This is a genomic window from Bacillus sp. LM 4-2 (assembly GCF_000978495.1).
Classification (GTDB): Bacteria; Bacillota; Bacilli; order Bacillales; family Bacillaceae; genus Bacillus; species Bacillus subtilis.
The window spans coordinates 1,730,632-1,752,096 of sequence record NZ_CP011101.1 but is presented as its reverse complement, the minus strand read 5'-3'; the positions used below and the strand labels follow the sequence as shown (position 1 = coordinate 1,752,096).

Annotated in this window: 19 protein-coding genes; all 19 read right to left on the bottom strand. The window is 43.2% G+C overall.

The annotated features are described in order from the left end of the window. Positions 1–14: 14 nt before the first annotated feature. Positions 15–2,591 (bottom strand): DNA mismatch repair protein MutS, encoded by a 2,577-nt coding sequence (mutS, locus tag bslm_RS08875; protein WP_003244841.1) that lies wholly within the window; start codon positions 2,589–2,591, stop codon positions 15–17. A gap of 132 nt (positions 2,592–2,723) precedes the next feature. Then, positions 2,724–3,269, bottom strand: a complete 546-nt coding sequence (gene cotE, locus bslm_RS08870; RefSeq protein ID WP_003231833.1) for an outer spore coat protein CotE — start codon at positions 3,267–3,269, stop codon at positions 2,724–2,726. A gap of 261 nt (positions 3,270–3,530) precedes the next feature. Next, the gene (gene ricA / locus bslm_RS08865) at positions 3,531–3,962 is read right to left on the bottom strand and encodes a regulatory iron-sulfur-containing complex subunit RicA (RefSeq protein ID WP_003231834.1); all 432 of its coding nucleotides are present in this window, start codon (positions 3,960–3,962) and stop codon (positions 3,531–3,533) included. 1 nt (position 3,963) lies between these two features. After that, entirely contained in the window at positions 3,964–5,493 is a 1,530-nt protein-coding gene (gene miaB, locus bslm_RS08860; protein WP_003244831.1) for a tRNA (N6-isopentenyl adenosine(37)-C2)-methylthiotransferase MiaB, read from the bottom strand. Between the two features lie 147 nt (positions 5,494–5,640). Continuing rightward, positions 5,641–6,819, bottom strand: coding sequence for a glycine C-acetyltransferase (locus tag bslm_RS08855; protein WP_003231837.1), 1,179 nt, complete (start codon positions 6,817–6,819; stop codon positions 5,641–5,643). Between the two features lie 12 nt (positions 6,820–6,831). Continuing rightward, entirely contained in the window at positions 6,832–7,875 is a 1,044-nt protein-coding gene (tdh, locus tag bslm_RS08850; RefSeq protein WP_003244880.1) for an L-threonine 3-dehydrogenase, read from the bottom strand. A gap of 265 nt (positions 7,876–8,140) precedes the next feature. Continuing rightward, on the bottom strand, positions 8,141–8,401 hold the full coding sequence (gene spoVS / locus bslm_RS08845) for a stage V sporulation protein SpoVS (RefSeq protein ID WP_003154135.1): 261 nt from the start codon (positions 8,399–8,401) through the stop codon (positions 8,141–8,143). A 199-nt stretch (positions 8,402–8,600) separates the two neighbouring features. Next, the gene (gene ymdB, locus bslm_RS08840) at positions 8,601–9,395 is read right to left on the bottom strand and encodes a 2',3'-cyclic-nucleotide 2'-phosphodiesterase (protein ID WP_003245138.1); all 795 of its coding nucleotides are present in this window, start codon (positions 9,393–9,395) and stop codon (positions 8,601–8,603) included. A gap of 68 nt (positions 9,396–9,463) precedes the next feature. Then, positions 9,464–11,026, bottom strand: coding sequence for a ribonuclease Y (gene rny, locus bslm_RS08835; RefSeq protein ID WP_003221010.1), 1,563 nt, complete (start codon positions 11,024–11,026; stop codon positions 9,464–9,466). Positions 11,027–11,301: 275 nt separating this feature from the next. Further along, positions 11,302–12,477 (bottom strand): serine hydrolase domain-containing protein, encoded by a 1,176-nt coding sequence (locus tag bslm_RS08830; RefSeq protein ID WP_003245877.1) that lies wholly within the window; start codon positions 12,475–12,477, stop codon positions 11,302–11,304. Positions 12,478–12,644: 167 nt separating this feature from the next. Then, a complete protein-coding gene (gene recA, locus bslm_RS08825) occupies positions 12,645–13,691 on the bottom strand; it encodes a recombinase RecA (RefSeq protein WP_003245789.1) in 1,047 nt (348 codons plus the stop codon). A 172-nt stretch (positions 13,692–13,863) separates the two neighbouring features. Next, positions 13,864–15,114 (bottom strand): competence/damage-inducible protein A, encoded by a 1,251-nt coding sequence (locus bslm_RS08820; protein ID WP_003231847.1) that lies wholly within the window; start codon positions 15,112–15,114, stop codon positions 13,864–13,866. A 17-nt stretch (positions 15,115–15,131) separates the two neighbouring features. Then, complete coding sequence (pgsA, locus tag bslm_RS08815; RefSeq protein WP_003244753.1) at positions 15,132–15,713, bottom strand: CDP-diacylglycerol--glycerol-3-phosphate 3-phosphatidyltransferase; 582 nt, start codon at positions 15,711–15,713, stop codon at positions 15,132–15,134. A 49-nt stretch (positions 15,714–15,762) separates the two neighbouring features. Beyond that, the gene (gene rodZ / locus bslm_RS08810; protein ID WP_046381037.1) at positions 15,763–16,677 is read right to left on the bottom strand and encodes a cell shape determination protein RodZ; all 915 of its coding nucleotides are present in this window, start codon (positions 16,675–16,677) and stop codon (positions 15,763–15,765) included. Positions 16,678–16,695: 18 nt separating this feature from the next. After that, complete coding sequence (locus bslm_RS08805; protein WP_003220998.1) at positions 16,696–17,487, bottom strand: DUF3388 domain-containing protein; 792 nt, start codon at positions 17,485–17,487, stop codon at positions 16,696–16,698. A gap of 128 nt (positions 17,488–17,615) precedes the next feature. After that, positions 17,616–17,873: a DUF3243 domain-containing protein gene (locus bslm_RS08800; protein ID WP_003245199.1), complete on the bottom strand. Its 258-nt coding sequence runs from the start codon at positions 17,871–17,873 to the stop codon at positions 17,616–17,618. An 80-nt stretch (positions 17,874–17,953) separates the two neighbouring features. Next, positions 17,954–18,682, bottom strand: coding sequence for an elongation factor P 5-aminopentanone reductase (gene ymfI / locus bslm_RS08795; protein ID WP_046381036.1), 729 nt, complete (start codon positions 18,680–18,682; stop codon positions 17,954–17,956). Positions 18,683–18,736: 54 nt separating this feature from the next. Then, positions 18,737–20,023 (bottom strand): EF-P 5-aminopentanol modification-associated protein YfmH, encoded by a 1,287-nt coding sequence (yfmH, locus tag bslm_RS08790; protein ID WP_003244823.1) that lies wholly within the window; start codon positions 20,021–20,023, stop codon positions 18,737–18,739. Continuing rightward, the gene (gene yfmF, locus bslm_RS08785) at positions 20,020–21,300 is read right to left on the bottom strand and encodes an EF-P 5-aminopentanol modification-associated protein YfmF (protein ID WP_015715896.1); all 1,281 of its coding nucleotides are present in this window, start codon (positions 21,298–21,300) and stop codon (positions 20,020–20,022) included. Before yfmF ends, yfmH begins: the two co-directional genes overlap by 4 nt. Between the last annotated feature and the right edge of the window lie 165 nt (positions 21,301–21,465).

Here is a 21,465-nt window from a genome sequence, read left to right as displayed (position 1 = left end):
TTCATCACCCCGTTTTAATGTAATTTCTTTTGCAGCTTGTACATTTCATTCATCGCTTCAAGCGGTGTCATATCCAGTATATTAAGTGATTTGAAAGCATCGATCACTTGCTTTTCTTTTTTTGAAAGCTTTGGTGTTTCAGCCGGCTTTTCCGCTTCGTCAAAAAAGGACAGCTGTGCCGGCTCTTCTTTCACCTGAGGTTTCTGCACCGGCACTTCCGGTTTGTTTCCTGAATGCTCAAGCTCTTTTAAAATATCTTGAGCGCGCGCAATCAGATCTCCCGGCAGTTCGGCAAGCTGAGCTACATGGATACCATAGCTTTTATCAGCCGCACCTTCTTTAATTTGATGAAGAAAGACAACCGTTCCGTTATATTCTTCAGCGCGAACATGAACGTTTTTCAGCTGGGGCAGCTTGTCCTCAAGAACGGTCAGCTCGTGATAGTGTGTGCTGAACAGCGTCTTGGCGCCGATATGATCGTGAACATATTCAATAATCGCCTGTGCCAGCGCCATGCCGTCATAAGTGGACGTTCCCCGCCCGATTTCATCAAACAGAATGAGGCTGTTTTTCGTCGCATTGACAATCGCATTTTTCGCTTCAAGCATTTCTACCATAAATGTACTTTGTCCGGAAATCAAATCATCTGCAGCGCCGATTCGCGTAAAAATTTGATCGAAAATCGGGAGCACCGCTTTTTTCGCGGGTACAAAGCAGCCGATTTGCGCCATAATGGAAATGAGCGCGATTTGTCTCATATACGTGCTTTTCCCTGACATGTTTGGACCTGTAATGAGAAGCATTTGTCTGTTATCGCCCATCATACAGTTGTTCGGGACATATTCCTGGCTGTCCATGACTTTTTCAACAACCGGGTGTCTGCCTTCAATCACTTCGACTTCATCTTTAGAGAACTCTGGTTTCGTGTAGTGGCGATTTTCACTGATTGTCGCAAAGCATTGCAGTGCGTCCAGCTCGCTCATCTGTTTTGCAAGCTGCTGCAGCCGCGGAATATACTGCTTCACTTTCTCGCGCAGCTCGGTAAACAGCTCGTACTCCAGCTCACAGATGTTATTTTCCGCCTCTAAAATGAGCGCTTCTTTTTCTTTTAATTCAGGTGTAATGTAGCGCTCTGCATTGGTTAACGTCTGCTTCCGCTCATAACGCCCTTCCTCAAGCAAATGCAAGTTTGCTTTTGTCACTTCAATGTAATAACCGAAAACTTTATTAAAGCCGACCTTTAAAGAGCGAATGCCTGTGTATTCCCGCTCCTGCTGTTCCAGGCGGGCAATCCAGTCTTTTCCGTTTCTGCTTGCATCACGATATTCATCAAGCTTTTGATTATAACCATCTTTAATCAGGTTCCCTTCTTTTACCGATAAAGGAGGGTTTTCGTACAGCGCTTCTTCCAGCAGTTCAAGTACATCCCCGCAAGGGTCAATGCGCTTTGCACGTTCCTTGGCCTTGTCATGAGCCAGTGAAGCAACCAGCTGTTTGATGCCAGGCACTTGCTTTAACGATTCCTTCAGCTGAATCAAATCCCGGGCATTGACATTTCCGAATGCAACGCGGCCGGCAAGGCGTTCTAAGTCATATACTTCTTTTAAACGTTCACGCAGATCTTCCCGTTCAAAGAAATGGGACATTAATGTTTCCACCATTTCTTGGCGCTCTTCGATTTGATTGACTCTGATAAGCGGCCGGTCAATCCACTGTTTAAGTAGCCGGCCTCCCATTGCCGTTTTTGTTTCATCCAGCAGCCACAAAAGGGAGCCTTTTTTATTTTTCGAACGAATCGTTTCGGTCAGCTCCAGATTACGCTTTGAGTACAAGTCAATTTTCATCGCTTCCTCAAGCTCATACACCTGCACGGGCTGAAGATGATCAAGGCTGCGCTTTTGGGTTCTTTTCAAATACGTATATAAGCGCAGAAATGTTTTTGTTATATCTTCATTATTTAAGTGCTCAATGATCGTTACGTGTTCGTCTGTTTCTCCGTCTTCAATTGAAATCGTTGCACCGCACCGCTCTCTCAGCTGTGCCACTGTATCGGCATCCAAGCTTCCTGAAACCACGATTTCCCGTGCGCCGACTGAATAAATTTCTGATATGACGTCTTCAAGCCGTTCAATCAAAACAGCCAAATTTTCTCCCGTTGTTAAATCAGACAGAGCAAGTCCGTATCCGTTCGAGCAGGCTGAAACAGATGCGATAAAATTATTTTCCGACTCATGGATGCCTTTGCCGTCCATTACAGTTCCGGGCGTAATCAGCTGAACTACTTCTCTTTTCACAACGCCCTTTGCGGCTTTCGGATCTTCCGTCTGTTCACAGATCGCCACTTTGTATCCTTTTTTAATAAGCTGTTCGATATACGCGGAAGCAGAATGATACGGCACACCGCACATCGGTATTTTTTCAGCCGCACCGCCGTCTCTGCTCGTTAACGTAATTTCCAGCTCTTGTGACGCTTTTTTGGCGTCCTCAAAAAACATTTCATAAAAATCACCCAGGCGAAAAAATAAAAAGGCATCCTGGTGCTCTGCCTTTATTTTTAAATATTGCTGTATCATAGGCGTATAACCGGCCATTGTTTAATCCCTCACTATGTATCAACGTTTCTATTTTCCAACCTTCATTATAACATAAACAAAAAGTGATAAAAGAATGATATATCAATATAAAAAAGAGACTTGGGGGTACTGTCTCCCCTAGTCCCTTTTTTATTCTTCAGGATCTCCCACTAAAAACTCCGGGTTGATGTCTTCAAGCTCTTCATCAAGCTCATCTTCCCAATCTTCCTCGTCATCCTCTTCCCAGTCAGGATTGACCTCAACAACTACCTTTGTTTCCCCTACCACTTCCGCCAAAAATTCTCTTTCTGCCTGCACAACGATTTTATTTCCATTCGGCGAAATGGTCACTTCAAGGCAGTTTGGCTGCTGAAGCACTTTGGCAATCACTTCATGCTCATCATCTAAGTAATTATTGTCTCTGTATCTGAGTTTAATGACATCTACATATTTTACCCGTTCTGTGACAACCTCTGTCTTTGTGTTGTCCGCGTAAGAGTACCATACGTTTATATCATAATACCCTTCAATTTCTACCGTTTTTCCAATTTTTTCAGCGTCATACTTGTGGTTAATAATCCAACCACCCAAAATGCTGCTCGGTTTTTTCTCAGGCGAGATGGTGTTGGTGCATTGGGTGAATTTTCGGCCTTTCGCTACTACTGCCTTCGTAATAATTTCCCTGTATTCAGACATTCCGGCATGCCTCCTTGTTCTTCTTCGTGTTATCTTATGCTGGGCATTTGTCTAGTGTGCATTTTTATAAATAAAATATAAAAATACAAAGTTTCTGTTCCATTGTATGCAGGGGTGCCTAGAAACTTTACTTATAAGTGCGATAAAGTTTATACGCGGCTGAGCACAGAAAAACCAATTGAACATTTGGTACATAGATTATTTAGTTCATTTTTAACCGCACAAATGATAAAAAAACACGGGCCTGTAAAGGCACCGTGTTTAGAGAGAACAGCTGTTATTTGAATGCTTCACCTTTGAACCGGTTTCCCCTTTCAGCAGGTCGCCTCCGGTTGATGTGATGATTTCATTTGTGACTTGGTTGGAAATGGTGTGTGCAACGAGCTGCAGTAGGTCATTTACTTCCATTTGCGAGTCTCTGAATTCCTGGATAACAGGAATCTCTTCAAGCTCTTCTTGCAGCGCGTCAATTTTTGCTTCTACTTGTTTGAGCGCTTCATGCTTTTCATAATGCTTCAGATTGACAGCCTGCTTTTGCAGGGCTTTAATCTGATTAACGATTGTGGACACTTTGTCATTCTCATTGATTTGCGCTTCAGCCCGTTTGAAAAAATCAACCTCTTCTGTTTCAGAAATCATTTTTGCAAGGTTTCGAGCCTGCTGCACAATGTCTTTTTTTGAGTAGAGCGTCATCTCATTTCACCTCGATTGCTTCTCCTACCATTTCTCCGTCAAGCGACCATGTTTTCGCTTGCTGGATTTTCACGCGGACGATTTTGCCGATGGCTTCCTTCGGCCCTTTGAAATTGACAAGCTTGCTTTTTTCAGTATAGCCAGCAAGAATATCAGGGTTATTTTTGCTTTCACCCTCAACTAATACTTCGACAACCTTGCCTTCGTATTCCTTCATTTTTTTAGCAGAAATTTCATTCACCAGTGCGTTTAGACGCTGCAGGCGTTCTTTTTTCACACGCATCGGTACATTATCTTTCATCTTAGCAGCCGGAGTGCCTTCACGCGGAGAGTAAATGAACGTATAGGCGCTGTCAAACTCCACTTCACGGTATAGAGAAAGCGTTTCTTCAAACTGTTCGTCCGTTTCATTTGGAAATCCGACGATAATGTCCGTTGTCAAAGAAGCGTTTGGCATTGCTTCTTTAATTTTTCGCACCAGCTCCATGTAACGCTCTCTGTCATATTTGCGGGCCATCAGCTTGAGAACTTCTGAGCTTCCTGATTGAACCGGAAGATGAATGTGATCAAGCAGATTTCCGCCTTTTGCCAGCACTTCAATGAGGCGGTCGTCAAAGTCGCGCGGATGACTCGTTGTAAAACGGATTCTCGGGATATCGATTTTTCTCAGTTCATCCATCAAATCACCAAGTCCGTACGTCATATCTTCAAAGTCTTTTCCATACGCGTTTACGTTTTGGCCTAACAGAGTAATTTCCTTATAGCCTTCACTTGCGAGCCTTCTCACTTCCTGAATGATATCCTCAGGGCGGCGGCTTCTTTCTTTTCCGCGTGTGTAAGGCACAATGCAATACGTACAGAATTTGTCACAGCCGTACATGATATTGACCCAGCCCTTAATTTTTCCATTTCGGACTTTTGGAAGGTTTTCAATAACGTCCCCTTCCTTAGACCAAACTTCTACAACCATTTCTTTTGAAAGGTATGCTTCTGACAAAAGCTCCGGCAGGCGATGAATGTTATGCGTTCCGAAAATCATATCGACAAACGGATGTTTTTTCAAAATACGGTTCACGACTGATTCCTCTTGGGACATACAGCCGCACACGCCTAAAATCAGATCGGGATTGTTTTTTTTCAGTGCTTTTAAGTGCCCGAGCTCACCAAACACCTTGTTTTCAGCATTTTCACGGATTGCACATGTATTTAACAAAATGACATTGGCATCGTCAACAGAGTTTGTCGCTTCGTAACCGAGCGCCATAAAGATCCCTGCCATAACCTCTGTATCGTGTTCATTCATTTGGCAGCCGTACGTACGGATATAGAACTTTCTTCCGTCTCCCAATCCTTTAAATTGTTCAGAAATTTTAAAGTCATTATGATAAGTAACGGCTTCCTTGCCTCGTTTTTTCGCGTCTTTTAAAGAAGGCGGAATGTAAACAGCTTCAAAGTACTTGCTGTAATCCTTCTCGGATTTTTTGTCCGATGGATGAACTTGTCCGCTCTCTAATTTTTGTTTTTCATTCATGTCATATTTTCTCCTTTCAAACCAAACTTCCACCCTTCAGTATAAAGGTTATTGAAGCTCTGCACAACTGGCAACCTATCATTGTACACTCATTGAGAATAATAATCAATAAGGAATCAAAAGAGGAAGAGTAAACTCTTCCTCTTGTTACAATAGCTGGAGCTCCTTTGCCGTCTTTTCGATGACATCAAGCGCCTGATCCAGTTCATCTTTGGTGTGCTCTGCTGTTATAATCGTGCGAATTCTGGCTTTTCCCTTTGCTACAGTCGGGAAAACGATACTTTGGGCAAAAACACCGCGAGAAAGGAGCTGATCTGAAAATTGCTTTGCCACACCTTCATCACCTATTAAAATAGGAAGAATCGGCGTTTCACTCTTCGTGAGAGTCAGACCCATTTTCACAAGCATTGCTTTAAAATAGGCAGTATTCTCCCACAAGCGCTCCATATGCTCCGGCTCTTCAAGCAAGACATCAATCGCTTCCATACAAGCTGCAGTGACTGCCGGCGGATGAGATGTGCTGAATAAAAATGGACGGCCTTTATGGCGCAAATAATCGATCAGCACCTTTGAACCTGCAGCGTAGCCGCCGAGCACTCCGATTGCCTTGCTTAATGTTCCGACCTGAATATGCACTCTGCCGTCAAGACCGAAGTGATTCACCGTTCCCCTGCCGTTTTCGCCAAGTACTCCGGATGCATGGGCGTCATCCACCATCACAAATGCGTCATATTTCTCAGCGAGCTCTACAATATCAGGCAGAGGAGCTATGTTGCCATCCATGGAAAATACGCCGTCTGTCACAATCAGACGCATCCGATAATTCATTGACTTTCTCAGCACCCGCTCTAAATCACTCATATTGACGTGCTGATACACCTTTTTATCCGCCTTTGTCAGTCGAATTCCGTCAATAATAGAGGCATGGTTCAATTCATCTGAGATGACAATGTCCTCTTTTGATAGAATACTTGAAAGTACGCCTTGGTTTGTTGTGAAGCCTGATTGGAATACAAGTGCCGCCTCCGTTTTTTTAAAGGCTGCCAGCTTTTTCTCAAGCTCTTGATGCATTGTAAATGTACCCGCAATCGTTCTCACTGATCCGGTGCCGGCTCCATACTGCTGAACGGCCTCCTGTGCGGCGTTGATGAGTCTAGGATGTGAAGTGAATCCGAGGTAATTATTAGAAGATAGCTGAATGACTTTTTGGTGATTCACTGTGACAGATGGGCCCTGCATAGATTCAAGCTGTTTTATGTCTTGCCATGTATGGTTTTCTTTCATACTATTAAGCTCTGCTTTTAAAAACTCAAATTCCTTCGTCATGTTTATCCCCCTTTATGGAATTAAAATTACTTTTCCGCACTGCCCGCTTCTCATCAGTTCGAAACCTTTTTCAAACTCCTCTAATGGAAACTGATGGGTAATAACAGGTGCAAGATCGATCATGTTTGAACTGATCAACTGAGACACCTGGCGCCATGTTGAAAACATTTTTCTTCCTGTGATTCCTTGGATGGTAAGCCCTTTAAATACCACTTTATTCGTCAAATCAATTGTCACCGGATGTTCCGGCAAGCTGAGAATATGAAATCTTCCGCCATTCGCAGCCATCGCAAGACCTTGGGCAATCGCTGAGGGATGGCCCGACATCTCACAAACAAGATCTGCTCCTTCTCCACTCGTTAAAGCGCTTACAATTTTGAGCGGGTCTTCTTTTTCAATAGAAACAGTACAAGTCGCTCCCATTTGTTTTGCAAGCCTCAGCCTGTATTCATTCTTATCAATCGCTATCACCTGAGAAGCTCCTGCTGCTTTTGCAACCGCAACAGCCATAAGACCAATCGGTCCGCATCCAATGACTGCAGTCGTTCCTCCTGCAGGCTGGCTCTCGAGTACGGTATGAACTGCATTTCCTAAAGGCTCTTGAATGGAAGCAATCGACGGGTCCATATCAGCGGGATTTCTCCAAATGTTATCAGCTGGAACTTTTACATACTCCGCAAAACAGCCTGCCGTGTCCACTCCGATTATAGCAGTATTGGTACACACATGAGATTTTCCTGTTAGGCAAGGGACACATTCACCACAGACAATGTGTGTTTCCGCAGACACATACTCTCCCACTTTTACACTGCTGACATTCTCTCCCACGCCCTCTACGATGCCGCTGAACTCATGGCCGAAAACATAGGGTGTTTTGATTCTCTGACGTGCCCATTGATCCCAATTATAAATGTGGACATCCGTGCCGCATATGGAAGCGGCTTTCACTTTTATGAGGACTTCATGTTTATCAATCTCAGGAATGGGAACTTCAGTCAGCACAGCACCGAACGCCCCGTCCTTTTTCATTAGAGCTTTCATCTTTCCACTCTGCATGTACAATCCTCCTTGAAAAATTCTTGTTATATTCGGATTGTACCATGATATGGAATAAGCGTAAACAGAACTGTCTTTTCCAGAAGGACAAAAGTATCTGTCTTGAAAAATGGGCGGAAATTTTTTTTGAAACGTTTTAGCTCATTTCTGATTTTGTATATTCGCTCATTTATGTGCTAAAAATACTATCGGGAGAAAATATCACAATAAATGAAAAACAACCTGTTTGCATTACGCAAACAGGTTGAGAATGCTTTATTTGTTTTTAGCGAGGCTCCACGATTAATTTAATCGCTGTTCTTTCTTCCCCATCGATTTGAATATCTGTAAAAGCCGGAATACAAATCAAATCAACGCCGCTTGGCGCCACAAATCCCCTGGCAATCGCCACAGCTTTTACAGCCTGGTTTAATGCACCCGCTCCGATCGCTTGAATCTCGGCGGCTCCTCGCTCTCTCAACACGCCTGCAAGCGCACCTGCCACTGAATTTGGACTCGATTTTGCTGAAACTTTTAAGATTTCCATTTCTGCTCCCCCTTAGTTTTACAATGGATAAGTGAGTGTTCATTAGAACAATCATTATTAGATGTTGCTATCCAAAAAGCCATCCCCACAATGCTTTTCAAAAATAGCGGGCTACCTTCCATTTTTACTATATTCACTAAGGAGTTGCTATATTCCTGCTTTTCTTTTTAATATTTTTATAAAATAACCATATGTTCAACTATTCAAAGAACATGTGATCATCGTTGATTAAAATACGCTCAATTTTCACGGCTTTTTTCGTTTGATCGTCAATGTCAATGACAACTCCGCTGAGCGTTGTTTTTCCTTCAGCGACAGTAAACCGGACTGGAAGGTTCGTTTTGAATCGCTTAATAATCGTCTCTCTGTCCATCCCCAGTATACCGTCATACGGGCCAGTCATTCCCACATCAGTAATATATGCCGTTCCCTTCGGCAAAATGCGGTTATCCGCTGTTTGCACGTGTGTATGAGTTCCTACTACAGCCGATGCCCGTCCATCCGTGTACCAGCCAAGTGCGAGCTTTTCACTTGTCGCTTCGGCATGAAAGTCAATAAAAATGTACGGTGTTCTTTTCGCAGCTTCTGCGATCAATTCATCCGCTTTTAAAAACGGGTCATCAAGCGGCGGCAAAAACGTACGTCCCTGCAAATTAATGACTGCTAGTTCTTTGCCGTTTGCTTTCACATATGTGATCCCTTTCCCCGGTGTTCCTTCAGGAAAGTTTGCCGGGCGAACCAAGTTCGGAACGTCATCTATAAAATCAAATATTTCTTTTTTGTCCCATGTGTGGTTCCCCATTGTGATTGCATCTGCGCCGGACTGGATTAAGCTGTGATAAATTTTTTCCGTCAGGCCTTTTCCATGTGCGGCGTTTTCACCATTAATAATGGTAAAGTGAGGCTTATATTTTGTTTTTAGCTTTGGTACATATTCTTTGACCATGTCACGGCCCGGTGAACCGACAACATCTCCGATAAATAAAATTCTCATTTTGTAAATCCTTTCTTCTTGAAAATTCCTTGCCGTCAAAAAAATAAAGTGATGCTTAGCGCATCACTTTATTTTGCATACTCTACGGCTCGAGTCTCTCTGATTACTGTCACCTTAATATGACCTGGATAATCGAGCTCGTCCTCAATTCGCTTGCGGATATCTCGCGCCAGTCGATGAGCCTCAAGATCATTAATTGAATCCGGCTTCACCATAATTCGCACTTCGCGTCCAGCCTGAATGGCAAATGATTTTTCAACACCTTCGTAGGACTCAGAAATTTCTTCGAGTTTTTCAAGTCTTCGAATATAATTCTCGAGCGTCTCACTTCTTGCGCCAGGTCTTGCAGCGGAAAGCGCATCTGCTGCAGCTACCAGTACAGCAATAATGGAAGTCGGCTCCTCGTCCCCGTGGTGTGATGCAATACTGTTAATCACGACTGGGTGCTCTTTATATTTGGTCGCAAGCTCTACCCCGATCTCAACGTGGCTTCCTTCTACTTCATGGTCAATTGCTTTCCCGATGTCGTGAAGAAGACCCGCACGTTTAGCAAGCTTTGCGTCTTCACCAAGCTCCGATGCCATTAGACCGGCCAAGAATGCGACTTCCATGGAATGCTTAAGCACATTTTGACCGTAGCTTGTACGGAACTTTAAGCGGCCGAGGATCTTGATGAGATCTGGGTGGAGGCCATGAACGCCAACCTCAAATGTCGTTTGCTCACCCATCTCACGAATATAGTCATCGACCTCGCGGCGAGATTTTTCAACCATTTCTTCAATCCGTGCCGGATGAATACGGCCATCCTGAACGAGTTTATCAAGAGCAATTCTGGCTGTCTCACGTCTGATCGGATCAAATCCGGAAAGAATGACAGCTTCAGGCGTATCATCAATAATCAGGTCAATTCCTGTCAGCGTTTCAAGCGTACGAATGTTACGCCCTTCCCGTCCGATGATACGTCCTTTCATCTCATCATTTGGAAGATTGACAACTGATACCGTTGTTTCGGCAACGTGGTCCGCTGCGCAGCGCTGTAAGGCGAGTGAAAGAATGTTTTTCGCTTTCTTATCCGCCTCTTCTTTCGCACGGTTTTCAGTTTCTTTTGTCATGATGGCGATGTCATGTGAAAGCTCGTTTTCAACCCGCTCAAGAATGATTTGTTTCGCTTCGTCACGAGTCAGACTCGAAATTCGTTCCAACTCAGACTGCTGCATACGAATCATCTCATCCACTTTGCTTTCCATCTCTTCAATATGTTGTTGTCGTTCATTCAGAGAATGATCTTTCTTCTCCAACATCGCTTCCCGTTTATCAATTCCCTCATGTTTGCGATCAAGGTTTTCCTCCTTTTGGAGTAAACGGTTTTCTTGTTTTTGAAGCTCATTTCGTCTTTCACGAACTTCCTGTTCAGCATCTATTCGAAGTTTGTGGATTTCATCCTTTGCTTCAAGCAGAGCTTCTTTTTTCAGTGCTTCAGCATCACGCTTCGCATCTTCAAGAATTTGCTCGGCTGCACCGCGTGCGCCCGCAATTTTCGCTTCGGCAATGGTTTTACGAACAAAGTAGCCAACAACTAAACCGAGTAGAATCAGCAAAATGGAGATGAGAACCATCATAATTGGGGTCATACTTTCACCTCCTCTTGCTATGAACTTGGTTGTTGCTTAAAAAGTGTCGGCATGTACATTGTCTAGTTTTCTCAACATACAGAACCTTCACAGGGAATGAGTGTGTTCATCGCCCTTGTCAAGTTTAAATGGTTTAACAATCATGTTAAAAAAACAAATGTTACAACTTCATTGTAAATGTGTCGGAAATACTTGTCAAGCTTGCCATCTTAACGTTTGCAGGCCAGTCTTCTTTTCACGTGCCGAATGCAATTCATCCAAAAGAAGATCGCCAATCATTCTTGATTTAGAAGCTGGTATATTTTATTGTTCACTTGGCCCAATTTAGCATTATTTTGAATGTTTGAGAACAAAATAACAATGGTTTGCCCAGATTTGCTAAAGCTGTTCAAGATATTGAAGCCCGGCATAACACCATGGTTTGAATAGCTTCCGGGAGCAACATAAAATCCCATGCCGTATGTGGAGCTGCTCCCTGGCGTAAACATCTTTTCATAGCTTTTTTGCGAATACAGTTTTCCGTCTATCAGCGCTTGGTCAAATTTGTACATATCTATAGCGCTCATATAAATATCACCCGCTCCATACAGCTGGGATAAATCAGGTATATACGGTGTAACTGTTTTGCTGCCCTCCATCTTATACCCGACGGCAGGATAAGGTTCTTTTTCATATGTTTTGTAAAAGCCTGCATGCGTCATTCCCGCAGGTTTAAAAATATGATTCTTTATGTACTGTTCATAGGGCTCACCGCTTACTTCAGCAATAATATAAGCAAGAACAGAATAGTTGGAATCCTTGTAGTCCCATACGCCCGGCTGACGTTTGATTCCCTGAAGTTCTATATCTTTTATTAAATCGTCCGGAGTAATGGCGCCGTTTCCTTCAATATGTCCGTTTATCCCCGATGTATGTGTAAGCAGATTCTTCAAAGTAATCGTTTGTCCGTTGGGAAAATGAGGTAAATACGTGCTTACCGGATCACTTGTCTGAAGTTTCCCCTTTTCCTCAAGCTGCAAAATAGCAGTTGCAATCAGCGCTTTTTGTGATGAACCGACATAAAAAGATGTCAATGGATTATTTTGAATGTAGTGTTTACGGTCAGCATAGCCAAAACCTTTATTTGTTACGATTTCTCCATTTCTGACAATCATGGCTGTTCCGCTGAAACCGATCTCTTTTAAATAATTGCTGATTTTTTGGTTTCGATCCACTGTTTTGATTTGTTCCTCTGATTTTTTGGCAGTTTTCTTTTTGACCTCTTTTTTCTGATCGGTATTTGAAACCGCTGCAGTTTCTTGAGATGGTTCGTTTTCTTCACTATTTCGATGAAGAGCATTCCAAATCGTAATGCAAACCATCACTGCTAAAAGACCAAACAACAGTTTTCCTCTTTTATTTAGTTTTCTCCGTCTGCGTTTCGCAGTTCTTCTGCGGGTTGGGCTTGTCATTCATTTTTTCCTCCCAAAATAAATTCCATTTTGCACACGTTTTGTTAGACGAATAAAGCCCTAAAAAAGTTGTCAAAAAAAGCAATATTTTTATCATTTTTTTGCAAAATACAAAAAAGCTGAGTTTTTCACTCAGCCTTTTGTATCATTTGAAACTTATTTTATTTTTATTCTTCAAATTCGAGTTCTTCTTGTGTCTCTTCAGCTTGCTGCTGCACTACTCCGTTATTATCCAAGCCGTAATGTTCGCGAATTTGCTCCTGGATCATCAGCATGATATCTTTATTTTCTTTCAGGAATTGTTTTGCATTTTCACGGCCTTGGCCAAGACGCTCTTCTTCATAAGAGTACCATGAACCGCTTTTTTGCACGATATCAAGTTCAGTTCCTAGATCAATGATTTCGCCTTCTTTTGAAATGCCTTCTCCGTACATAATGTCAACCTCGGCTGTACGGAACGGCGGAGCCACCTTGTTTTTCACGACTTTGATTTTCGTTTTGTTCCCCATTACGTCGTTGCCTTGTTTCAGCTGTTCAGCACGGCGCACTTCAAGACGCACGGAAGAATAGAATTTCAACGCACGGCCGCCAGGTGTTGTTTCCGGGTTCCCGAACATAACACCGACTTTTTCACGAATTTGGTTAATGAAAATCGCGATTGTCTTCGATTTGTTAATGGCCCCTGAAAGCTTACGAAGCGCTTGAGACATTAAGCGTGCTTGTAAACCGACATGCGAATCTCCCATGTCGCCTTCAATTTCCGCTTTCGGAACGAGAGCGGCTACAGAGTCGACAACGACAATGTCAACTGCCCCGCTTCGAACCAATGCTTCCGCAATTTCAAGCGCCTGCTCGCCTGTGTCAGGCTGAGACAGTAAAAGCTCTTCGATGTTAACACCGAGCTTTTGCGCGTATACCGGATCTAACGCATGCTCCGCATCGATAAACGCGGCTTGTCCGCCCTGCTGCTGAACTTCAGCAATCGCATGAAGCGCCACAGTTGTTTTACCTGAGCTTTCAGGACCGTATACTTCAATAATCCGTCCGCGAGGATATCCGCCAATTCCCAGTGCTGTATCAAGAGCGAGGGAGCCGCTTGGTACAGTAGAAATTCTTGTATCTGTCTTTTCTCCCAGTTTCATAATGGAACCTTTGCCGAACTGTTTTTCTATTTGTTTAAGAGCCATATCTAAGGCTGCCTGACGATCACTCATTCTATTTTTTCCTCCTTTATGTTACCACTACATATACTATACCCTGTTTGAAGGGATTTGCCAAGAAAAAAGCGAACGCATATTCGGATTTTTTCTTGGCGTGATTCCTATCAAAATATCATAATGTATCAGAGAAATCATGTTTTCTTAGGAGGATAATGTGCTGAAAATATTATTTTTGCTCTAAAAGCTTTAAGATTAAATGGCAGCCGTATTTAGCGCCGCGTTTTCTGATCCCCGTTCTGGAGCCCGCAAAGTGAAACTCGTGAACCTCTTCTTTACCATTTGCGGAAATGCCGATAAACACATGCCCAGGCTCATGCCCTTCTTGAGCATCAGGTCCTGCTACACCAGTAAAGCTAATGCCGATATCGCTGCCAGTGAGTTTTTGAACACCCTTAGCCAGTTCGGATGCGCACTCCTTGCTGACCGCCCCAAAACGATCTAATGTTTCCTTCTTGACACCAAGCACATTCTGCTTCACGTCGTTTGTATAGCAAACAACGCCCCCGGCAAATAATTTTGAGGCACCGCTATGATCCGTCAGCCATTCAGAAAACAGCCCTCCGGTAAAGCTTTCTGCCGCAGAAATTGTTATGCCTTTTTCCTTACATGCTATAGATAGCTCTTTTACAAGAGAAGTATCATCGTAACCATAGAAAAATTCACCGACACGCTCTAAGATAACGGCCTCTGTTTCTTTTAACAGACGCTCTGTTTCCTTTTCATCGGCGTGTTTGGCTGTCAGACGCAGCGTCACCTCTCCATCAGCCGCCAAAGGCGCAATTGTCGGATTGGTTTGTGCATCAATAATATCTTCCAAATCGGCTTCAAGCTGAGATTCACCGATACCGAAAAAGCGAAGAACAGTTGACACAATTTTTTCATTTGAACCCATCTTTTTCAGCAGAAGAGGCTTTGCCTCGTTTTCAAACATTGGACGCAATTCGCTCGGCGGTCCAGGAAGAAGCATATAATAGCGCGATTCATGCTCTGTGAGCATTCCCGGGGCCATTCCAAAGTGATTCGCCAGCACGTCAGAGCCTTCGATCACAAGCGCCTGTTTTCGGTTATTAGGTGACATCGTGCGTTTTGTTCGTTTGAAATAGTCCTCAATGGATTGGAATGCCTCATCATTTAACACAAGCGGACGTCCCAGCGTATTTGCAATCGTTTCTTTCGTCAGATCATCTTTTGTGGGTCCAAGCCCTCCTGAAAAAATAATGAAGTCAGAGCGTTCTTCAGCAATGCGGATGACCTGCTTCAGCCGCTCCGGGTTATCTCCGACCGCTGTATGATAAAATACGTTGACCCCGATTTCAGCGAGCTGTTTGCTGATAAATTGAGCATTTGTATTGGCGATTTGACCAAGCAGCAACTCTGAACCGACTGCAATTATTTCTGCTTTTTTTGGAAATTCCATGACGAAGTCCTTCTTTCTTAGTTAGATGTTTTTAACGCTTCCCAATTTTTAGAGAAATATTCCCAGCCTGAGACGACAGTAAAGAAGACGGCTACCCACAGCGCCAAGTCTGCAAACGGGAATGACACAAGTTCAAATGGAAGATTATGAAGAAGCAATGCAGATACCGCAATAATCTGTGCCCAGGTTTTGATTTTACCAAGCATGTTAGCAGCTACGACTTCTCCTGTTCCGGCTAAGACAAGCCTTAAACCTGTCACGGCAAACTCCCTGCTGATAATCACAATGACCATCCAAGCTGGAGCGAGATCAAATTGAACAAGGATAATTAACGCTGCGGATACGAGCAGTTTGTCCGCAAGCGGATCAAGAAATTTCCCGAAGTTTGTTACGAGATTTAATTTTCGGGCATAATACCCGTCCACCCAGTCTGTTGTAGATGCAATAATAAATAGAATGGCCCCCGCCAAATGTGCGACCGGGATCGATTCGTCTCCAACTTCGAGCCTGCCCCAGTCAAACGGCGCCAGCATGATAATCATGAAGATTGGGATTAATGCGATTCTAGCTAGTGTGATTTTATTTGGTAAGTTAAACATAAAGCCCCTCCAATTTCATACTCGGACGTGAAGAAAAGTCATCTGGTAATTAAGATGACTTTTCTTCCTTTTTATTTACAATCTTTATGGTTTGTGCCATCACTTTTTTCGGATCAAGTTCATATGAAAGAACCTTACCGTTGATTTTTATTTTCAGATTAGGTGCATATCCGGTGCGGATATCAACTTGTTTCTGATCAGTTATGTCTTTTTTATAGGTTTCGTCTTTTTTCAGCGTTCCTTCTTTTAAAGAGCTGCTGTTTTCATCGCGCACTCGAATCCAGGAGCTGTCTGATGCCTTCAGTTCCAGCTCGATTTTATCAGCGCCGGACACTTCATAAGTCGTTAACGATCCTTCAGTGCCAGCAGCTTTAATCTCCAGCTTATCACTGTCATTTTCTTCTTTCTTATTTTCGTTTTCTTTCGTTTCTTTTTTAGTGTCTGTCTCTTTTTCAGAGCTGTTCTTTTGATTCTCTTTCAGCGTTGAATCTTTAGGGATTTCGTACTTGCTCTCACTTTGCGTAATTGCTTTTTCTGATGCCGCATTGTGATAATCACTGCTTTTGTGATTCGCAAACTGAATGATCGCGTACACAATGGCAATCACGACAATCACGCCGAGAATAACAAGTATCGTTGGCAGCAGCTCCAGCGCCTTAGATGCTGGCTTTGGCATTTCCTTTTGAAGATTCATGCCGGAGATCTTTTCAGACACATCATCATGATACGTATTAGGGATATCTTTTTTATGCTCCTCAAACAGCTGATCCGCATCAAGCCCAACGGCTTCTGCATATTGCTTGATGAATGCCCGAACATAAAACTTCCCCGGAATAATGTCATAGTTTCCTTCCTCCAAGGCGGTTAAATACCTTTTTTGAATCTTTGTTGCCGCTTGGAGATCATCCAATGACATTGCTTTTTCCTCTCTGGCTTCTTTGAGCCGGATTCCTAGTTCAGTCACAACAAACACCTTCCAATTTTAAAAATCAAAGCTTGAAAACCCGGATTGATCAAACATTTGGGGTTCCTCGGCATGTTCATATGTAATAACCTCATCAGGGTCATTTCTCAGTTCAATAATATAATCAAAGTCATCTAGTGTATACTCTGTATTTTGAACGAATATGTCCGGATGCTCCACCACTTTTGTTGCCGGAAGCCGCATGATTTCTCGGACCAGCTGGAGATGGCGTTCCGATCCTCTTCGTGTTGACACAATTCCGTCAACGATAAAGACATTTTCAGTGCTGTATTCATCGGCAATCAGCTGGCTTCTTATCGTCTGCTTCAGCAAGGTTGATGACACAAACAGCCACCTTTTGCTTGCACACACACTAGAGGCTACAATCGATTCCGTTTTCCCGACACGCGGCATACCTCTGATTCCGATTAATTTATGGCCTTCTTTTTTGAACAATTCGGCCATAAAATCGACTAATAAGCCAAGCTCGTCCCGTTCAAAGCGGAACGTTTTCTTGTCATCGGCATCCCGTTGAATATAACGGCCGTGGCGTACGGCAAGACGGTCGCGAAGCCTCGGTTCTCTAAGCTTCGTTACTTTAATTGTTTCCATCGTTTTTAAGATTGATTCTAATCGTTTAATTTGATCTATATGGCGGCACCTGAGGAGCATTCCCCTTCTGGAAAGATCGACGCCGTTTATCGTTACGATGTTGATAGAAAGCATCCCAAGAAGAGATGAAATATCCCCGAGCAGTCCGGGGCGGTTCACTTGAATTTCATATTCAAAATACCATTCGAGCTTTGCCAAATGATATACCCCCTTCATTGTGGCAAAATTTTACCTTCCTTTATCATAAAGCATTTTTCTCTAATTAGAAAGAAGAATGTTGCTGTGATGAGGAAAACATAAAAAAGAGAGGAAAAATCCCTCTCTTCCTAGTGAGTGCTGTTATTTTCAACAAGCTTAACCATCATATTGGCAATGGCGTGCTGTTCATCTTTTGATGCTACACTCCAAAGATCTGCCAGCACTTTTTCCTGCTCGTTCTTAGATTCCACTTCATTAGCCAAGTAGCTGCCGATTTCTGTCGCAAGATCTGTAATCGTATCCTGGCTCATACCTTTATCTTGCGCATAGTTCAGACGGTCGCCAAGGAAGTTTTTCCAGCTATCCCAGTTTTCTAATACTGACATGCTTGTTTCCTCCATTTCATGTGAAGTTACAAGATTATTGTGTCCTTCGCAAAAGAAACTATACACCGAATATTTTCGGATCAGCAGTGCCAGCCGCCATTCACCGACAGAATTTGGCCGGTGATATATGACGCTTTTTCAGACAGGAGAAAAGCTGTTGCCTCCGCAATTTCTTGCGGCCGGGCCAGCCGGCCGATCGGAATCTCATCAGCGATCTCTTCTTTTTCAGCCGGGGTAAATTGATTCATCATATTTGTATCAACTGCGCCCGGCGCTACGGCGTTTACTCTGATTCCGCTTGGCGCCAGCTCCTTAGCCAATCCTTTTACAAATGAATGCTGAGCTCCTTTTGCCATGCTGTACAGCACTTCACAGGATGCTCCAGTCTCTCCCCAAATCGAGCTGACAGCCACAATCGCTCCCGATTTATTCCGAATCATGCCTGGCAGAAGGTTTCTCGTCAGCATATACGGACTCGCCACATGAAGCTGAACCATTTCCTGGACCGTTGCGTTATCTACATCCGTAATCAGCCCAAAATGGCTTCTTCCGCTGTTTAAAACAATCGCATCAATCGGCTGAACAATTGAACTTGTCAGCTTATCTGCCCCATCTTGCGCGGACAGATCAGCTTGTAATATCTCAGCATTTACGCCAAACATCTCACTTAGTTTTTCAGCAAGCTCCGCTGCCGCGTTTTGATTTGTATTGTAATGCAGCAGCAGATTGTACCCTCTAGCTGCAAGGGTTTCGCTGATGCTTTTGCCAATGCCGCCGCTTGCTCCGGTGATTAGTGCTGTTTTGTTCATCCTCTTTCCTTCTTTCCGCAGAAAAACACCCCTCACACTGGAGGGATGTTTTGTTTATGATTTAGGAACAACCTTGCAGACAGTCAGTCTGTCTGCAGCAATTTCCTCTTGTATTACGTTCTGGACATCCTCGAGGGTAATCTGCTCGAGTACGGTTACAACGTCAAACAGGCTCATATCCAAGAACGCATAACGGGTAAATTGATTGGCGATGTATTCAGGGGAATTCAGCGCTTTTAAGAATGTGCCGATCTTTTTCTTTCTGGCAAGTTCAATCTTTTCAGCAGTAATCAGTTCACCGGCGCGCAAAAGCATGCTTGAAATGTCTTCAGCCAATTGATCAGGCTCAGGCGTATCTCCGCCGATCGCCGCAAAACCGAACCCATATTCAGCAGTAAAATCAAAGCTGAACGTTTCGTCAATATATCCTTTTTCATAAAGTGATTCATATTGGGCAGAGCTTTTGCCAAAAAGAGCTTCAAGCAATAAGTTCATTGAAAGTTCATGCTTTAAGAGCTCTTTGCCTAATTTAAACGGATTTTTTGATTTCAGCCCGACAAGGCATTTCGGTCCCTGCACGTTCATTTTGATCTCTTTTTCTTTTCTGAAAACCGCTTCTTGCTCTTTCACTTCTTCCCGTTTGATCTCCGGCTGATCAGTATACGGCTTTTTCCCCTGGTTTTCTCTTACCTGAGAAATAATCGCTTCAGGATCTACAGGTCCGACAATGAAAAGGAGCATGTTACTCGGGTGATAAAACGTTTCATAGCATTCATAAAGAAGGTCTTTTGTAATATGTGAAATGCTTTCCACTGTTCCCGCTATGTCAATTCTGACAGGATGCTCTTTGTACATATTTTCAATGACCCCGAAGTAAAGCCTCCAATCAGGGTTATCGTCGTACATATTAATCTCCTGCCCGATAATCCCTTTTTCCTTTTCAACCGTTTTTTCAGTAAAATATGGGTCCTGTACAAAATCGATAAGCGTCTCTAAATTGCGTTCAACATTTGATGTGCTTGAGAAAAGGTAAGCCGTTCTTGTAAATGACGTAAACGCATTGGCAGAAGCCCCCTGTTTACTGAAATCTTGAAAAACGTCTCCGTCCGCTTTCTCAAACAGCTTGTGCTCAAGAAAGTGAGCAATCCCGTCCGGCACGTGAACCATCTCGTTTTTACCTAAAGGGACAAACCGGTTATCTATCGAGCCGTACTTTGTTGTAAAGACCGCATATGTCTTGTTGAAGCCTTTTTTCGGCAAAACGTAAACATCAAGGCCGTTGGACATTTTTTCATGATACAGCGTCTCCTGAAGCTGTTCATATTCGATTGGTTTGATCAAGATGCACCCTCCGTCCCTTTTAAGAAATAAGTCGTATCAAGCTGAATCTTTTCGCCGGCTTTAATGATATCCTCTTTTGTGACATTCTCAATATTGGCAAGAAAGTCTTCGATAGGAATCTCGACTTGAGCAGCGGCCTGCTGATATAAAAACTCAGATAAACCGTATGCTGTATCAATCGTTTCCAGCACTTGATTTCGAATAACGGCCTTTGTCTGTGCTATATCCTGCTCACTGAAATCGCCATTTTTCATTGCCTGGAATTGCTCAGCAATAATCGAAACCGCCTGTTCAAAATTTTTCACTTCAATGCCTGACATCACCATTAACAAGCCTTTAAAACTTTCTATACGCGAAGCCGCGTAGTAAGCAAGACTGGCTTTTTCCCGAACATTAATGAAAAGTTTAGAATGAGAGAATCCGCCGAACAATCCGTTAAACACTTGTAAAGCAGGATAATCCTGATCTGTATAAGTGATGCTGGTGCGGTAGCCGATATTCAGTTTTCCTTGCTTGACATCCTCTTCATCAATTACTTCTTTTGGCTGAACTTTTTCATCAGCGTGATTGTTTTCAATCGTGCCAAGAGTTCGCTCTTCTGTTTTGAAATACTTATCAATTGCCGAATGTACCTGGTTACTGTCCACATCGCCAACTACATATAAATCAAGCTGGTCTTTTTGGATAGCGCTTTGGTATGTTTCGTATAATTGCTCTGCCGTAATGTCATCGACATCGTCGATTTCACCATTGACATGAAGCGCGTAAGGCTCATTTTTGCACATTTCCTGTATCAGCCTTAAATTCGAATAGCGCATTTTATCATCATAGACGGCTTGGATTCTTTGCTTAAGCGTCCGTTTTTCTTGAGCCACATATTGTGACTGAAAAGCGTCTCCCTCCAAAGCAGGTGAAAAGACGATTTCTGCGAGAAGCTGGAGCCCTTTCTCAAGTAGCGGCGTTTGGTCTTTTAAATATTTTTCATTCGGAATTTCAAGCCTGAACGTAATGACGTGCCGCTCTCCTTTTTTCGTAAGATCAGCCGATACTGACGTGCCGTACAGCTCATCCAAGTATGAACGCAATTCTGCGGTTTTCGGATGGCTTTTCGTTCCGCGAAGAAGCACATGCGGGAGAAGCGCTCTTTTGGTGACTTGATCCTTTGTCAGCGGCGCAAGCATCTTAAAAATAAGCGAGACGGTTTTGAATTTTTCTGTTTTTACAATATGTGCGGTTAAACCGCCGTGCTTTGATTTGAGTTCATTAACATATGACATATGGAACCTCCTTCGTTCATTTCTTAATTAGTATGTATTATGACCAATTTTCAGCATCCGCAGAAACACTCTTTCATGTAATTATAGCAACTGTAGGATTTATAAGGAAACAATAACCTCCGCATGCTGTATAGGTACAGTTGTAAACTGTGCAAGGAAGCGCAA

What these genes read in the sequence shown, in the direction of transcription:
- bslm_RS08800 (WP_003245199.1), bottom strand. Translation starts at nt 17,873, where the DNA reads ATGTCAGTATTAGAAAACTGGGATAGCTGGAAAAACTTCCTTGGCGAC.
- cotE (WP_003231833.1), bottom strand. Translation starts at nt 3,269, where the DNA reads ATGTCTGAATACAGGGAAATTATTACGAAGGCAGTAGTAGCGAAAGGC.
- recA (WP_003245789.1), bottom strand. Translation starts at nt 13,691, where the DNA reads ATGAGTGATCGTCAGGCAGCCTTAGATATGGCTCTTAAACAAATAGAA.
- bslm_RS08820 (WP_003231847.1), bottom strand. Translation starts at nt 15,114, where the DNA reads ATGGAATTTCCAAAAAAAGCAGAAATAATTGCAGTCGGTTCAGAGTTG.
- pgsA (WP_003244753.1), bottom strand. Translation starts at nt 15,713, where the DNA reads ATGTTTAACTTACCAAATAAAATCACACTAGCTAGAATCGCATTAATC.
- ymdB (WP_003245138.1), bottom strand. Translation starts at nt 9,395, where the DNA reads ATGAGAATTTTATTTATCGGAGATGTTGTCGGTTCACCGGGCCGTGAC.
- mutS (WP_003244841.1), bottom strand. Translation starts at nt 2,591, where the DNA reads ATGGCCGGTTATACGCCTATGATACAGCAATATTTAAAAATAAAGGCA.
- ymfI (WP_046381036.1), bottom strand. Translation starts at nt 18,682, where the DNA reads ATGAACAAAACAGCACTAATCACCGGAGCAAGCGGCGGCATTGGCAAA.
- miaB (WP_003244831.1), bottom strand. Translation starts at nt 5,493, where the DNA reads ATGAATGAAAAACAAAAATTAGAGAGCGGACAAGTTCATCCATCGGAC.
- yfmF (WP_015715896.1), bottom strand. Translation starts at nt 21,300, where the DNA reads ATGTCATATGTTAATGAACTCAAATCAAAGCACGGCGGTTTAACCGCA.
- ricA (WP_003231834.1), bottom strand. Translation starts at nt 3,962, where the DNA reads ATGACGCTCTACTCAAAAAAAGACATTGTGCAGCAGGCTCGAAACCTT.
- spoVS (WP_003154135.1), bottom strand. Translation starts at nt 8,401, where the DNA reads ATGGAAATCTTAAAAGTTTCAGCAAAATCGAGTCCAAATTCAGTGGCA.
- rny (WP_003221010.1), bottom strand. Translation starts at nt 11,026, where the DNA reads ATGACCCCAATTATGATGGTTCTCATCTCCATTTTGCTGATTCTACTC.
- bslm_RS08830 (WP_003245877.1), bottom strand. Translation starts at nt 12,477, where the DNA reads ATGACAAGCCCAACCCGCAGAAGAACTGCGAAACGCAGACGGAGAAAA.
- tdh (WP_003244880.1), bottom strand. Translation starts at nt 7,875, where the DNA reads ATGCAGAGTGGAAAGATGAAAGCTCTAATGAAAAAGGACGGGGCGTTC.
- bslm_RS08855 (WP_003231837.1), bottom strand. Translation starts at nt 6,819, where the DNA reads ATGACGAAGGAATTTGAGTTTTTAAAAGCAGAGCTTAATAGTATGAAA.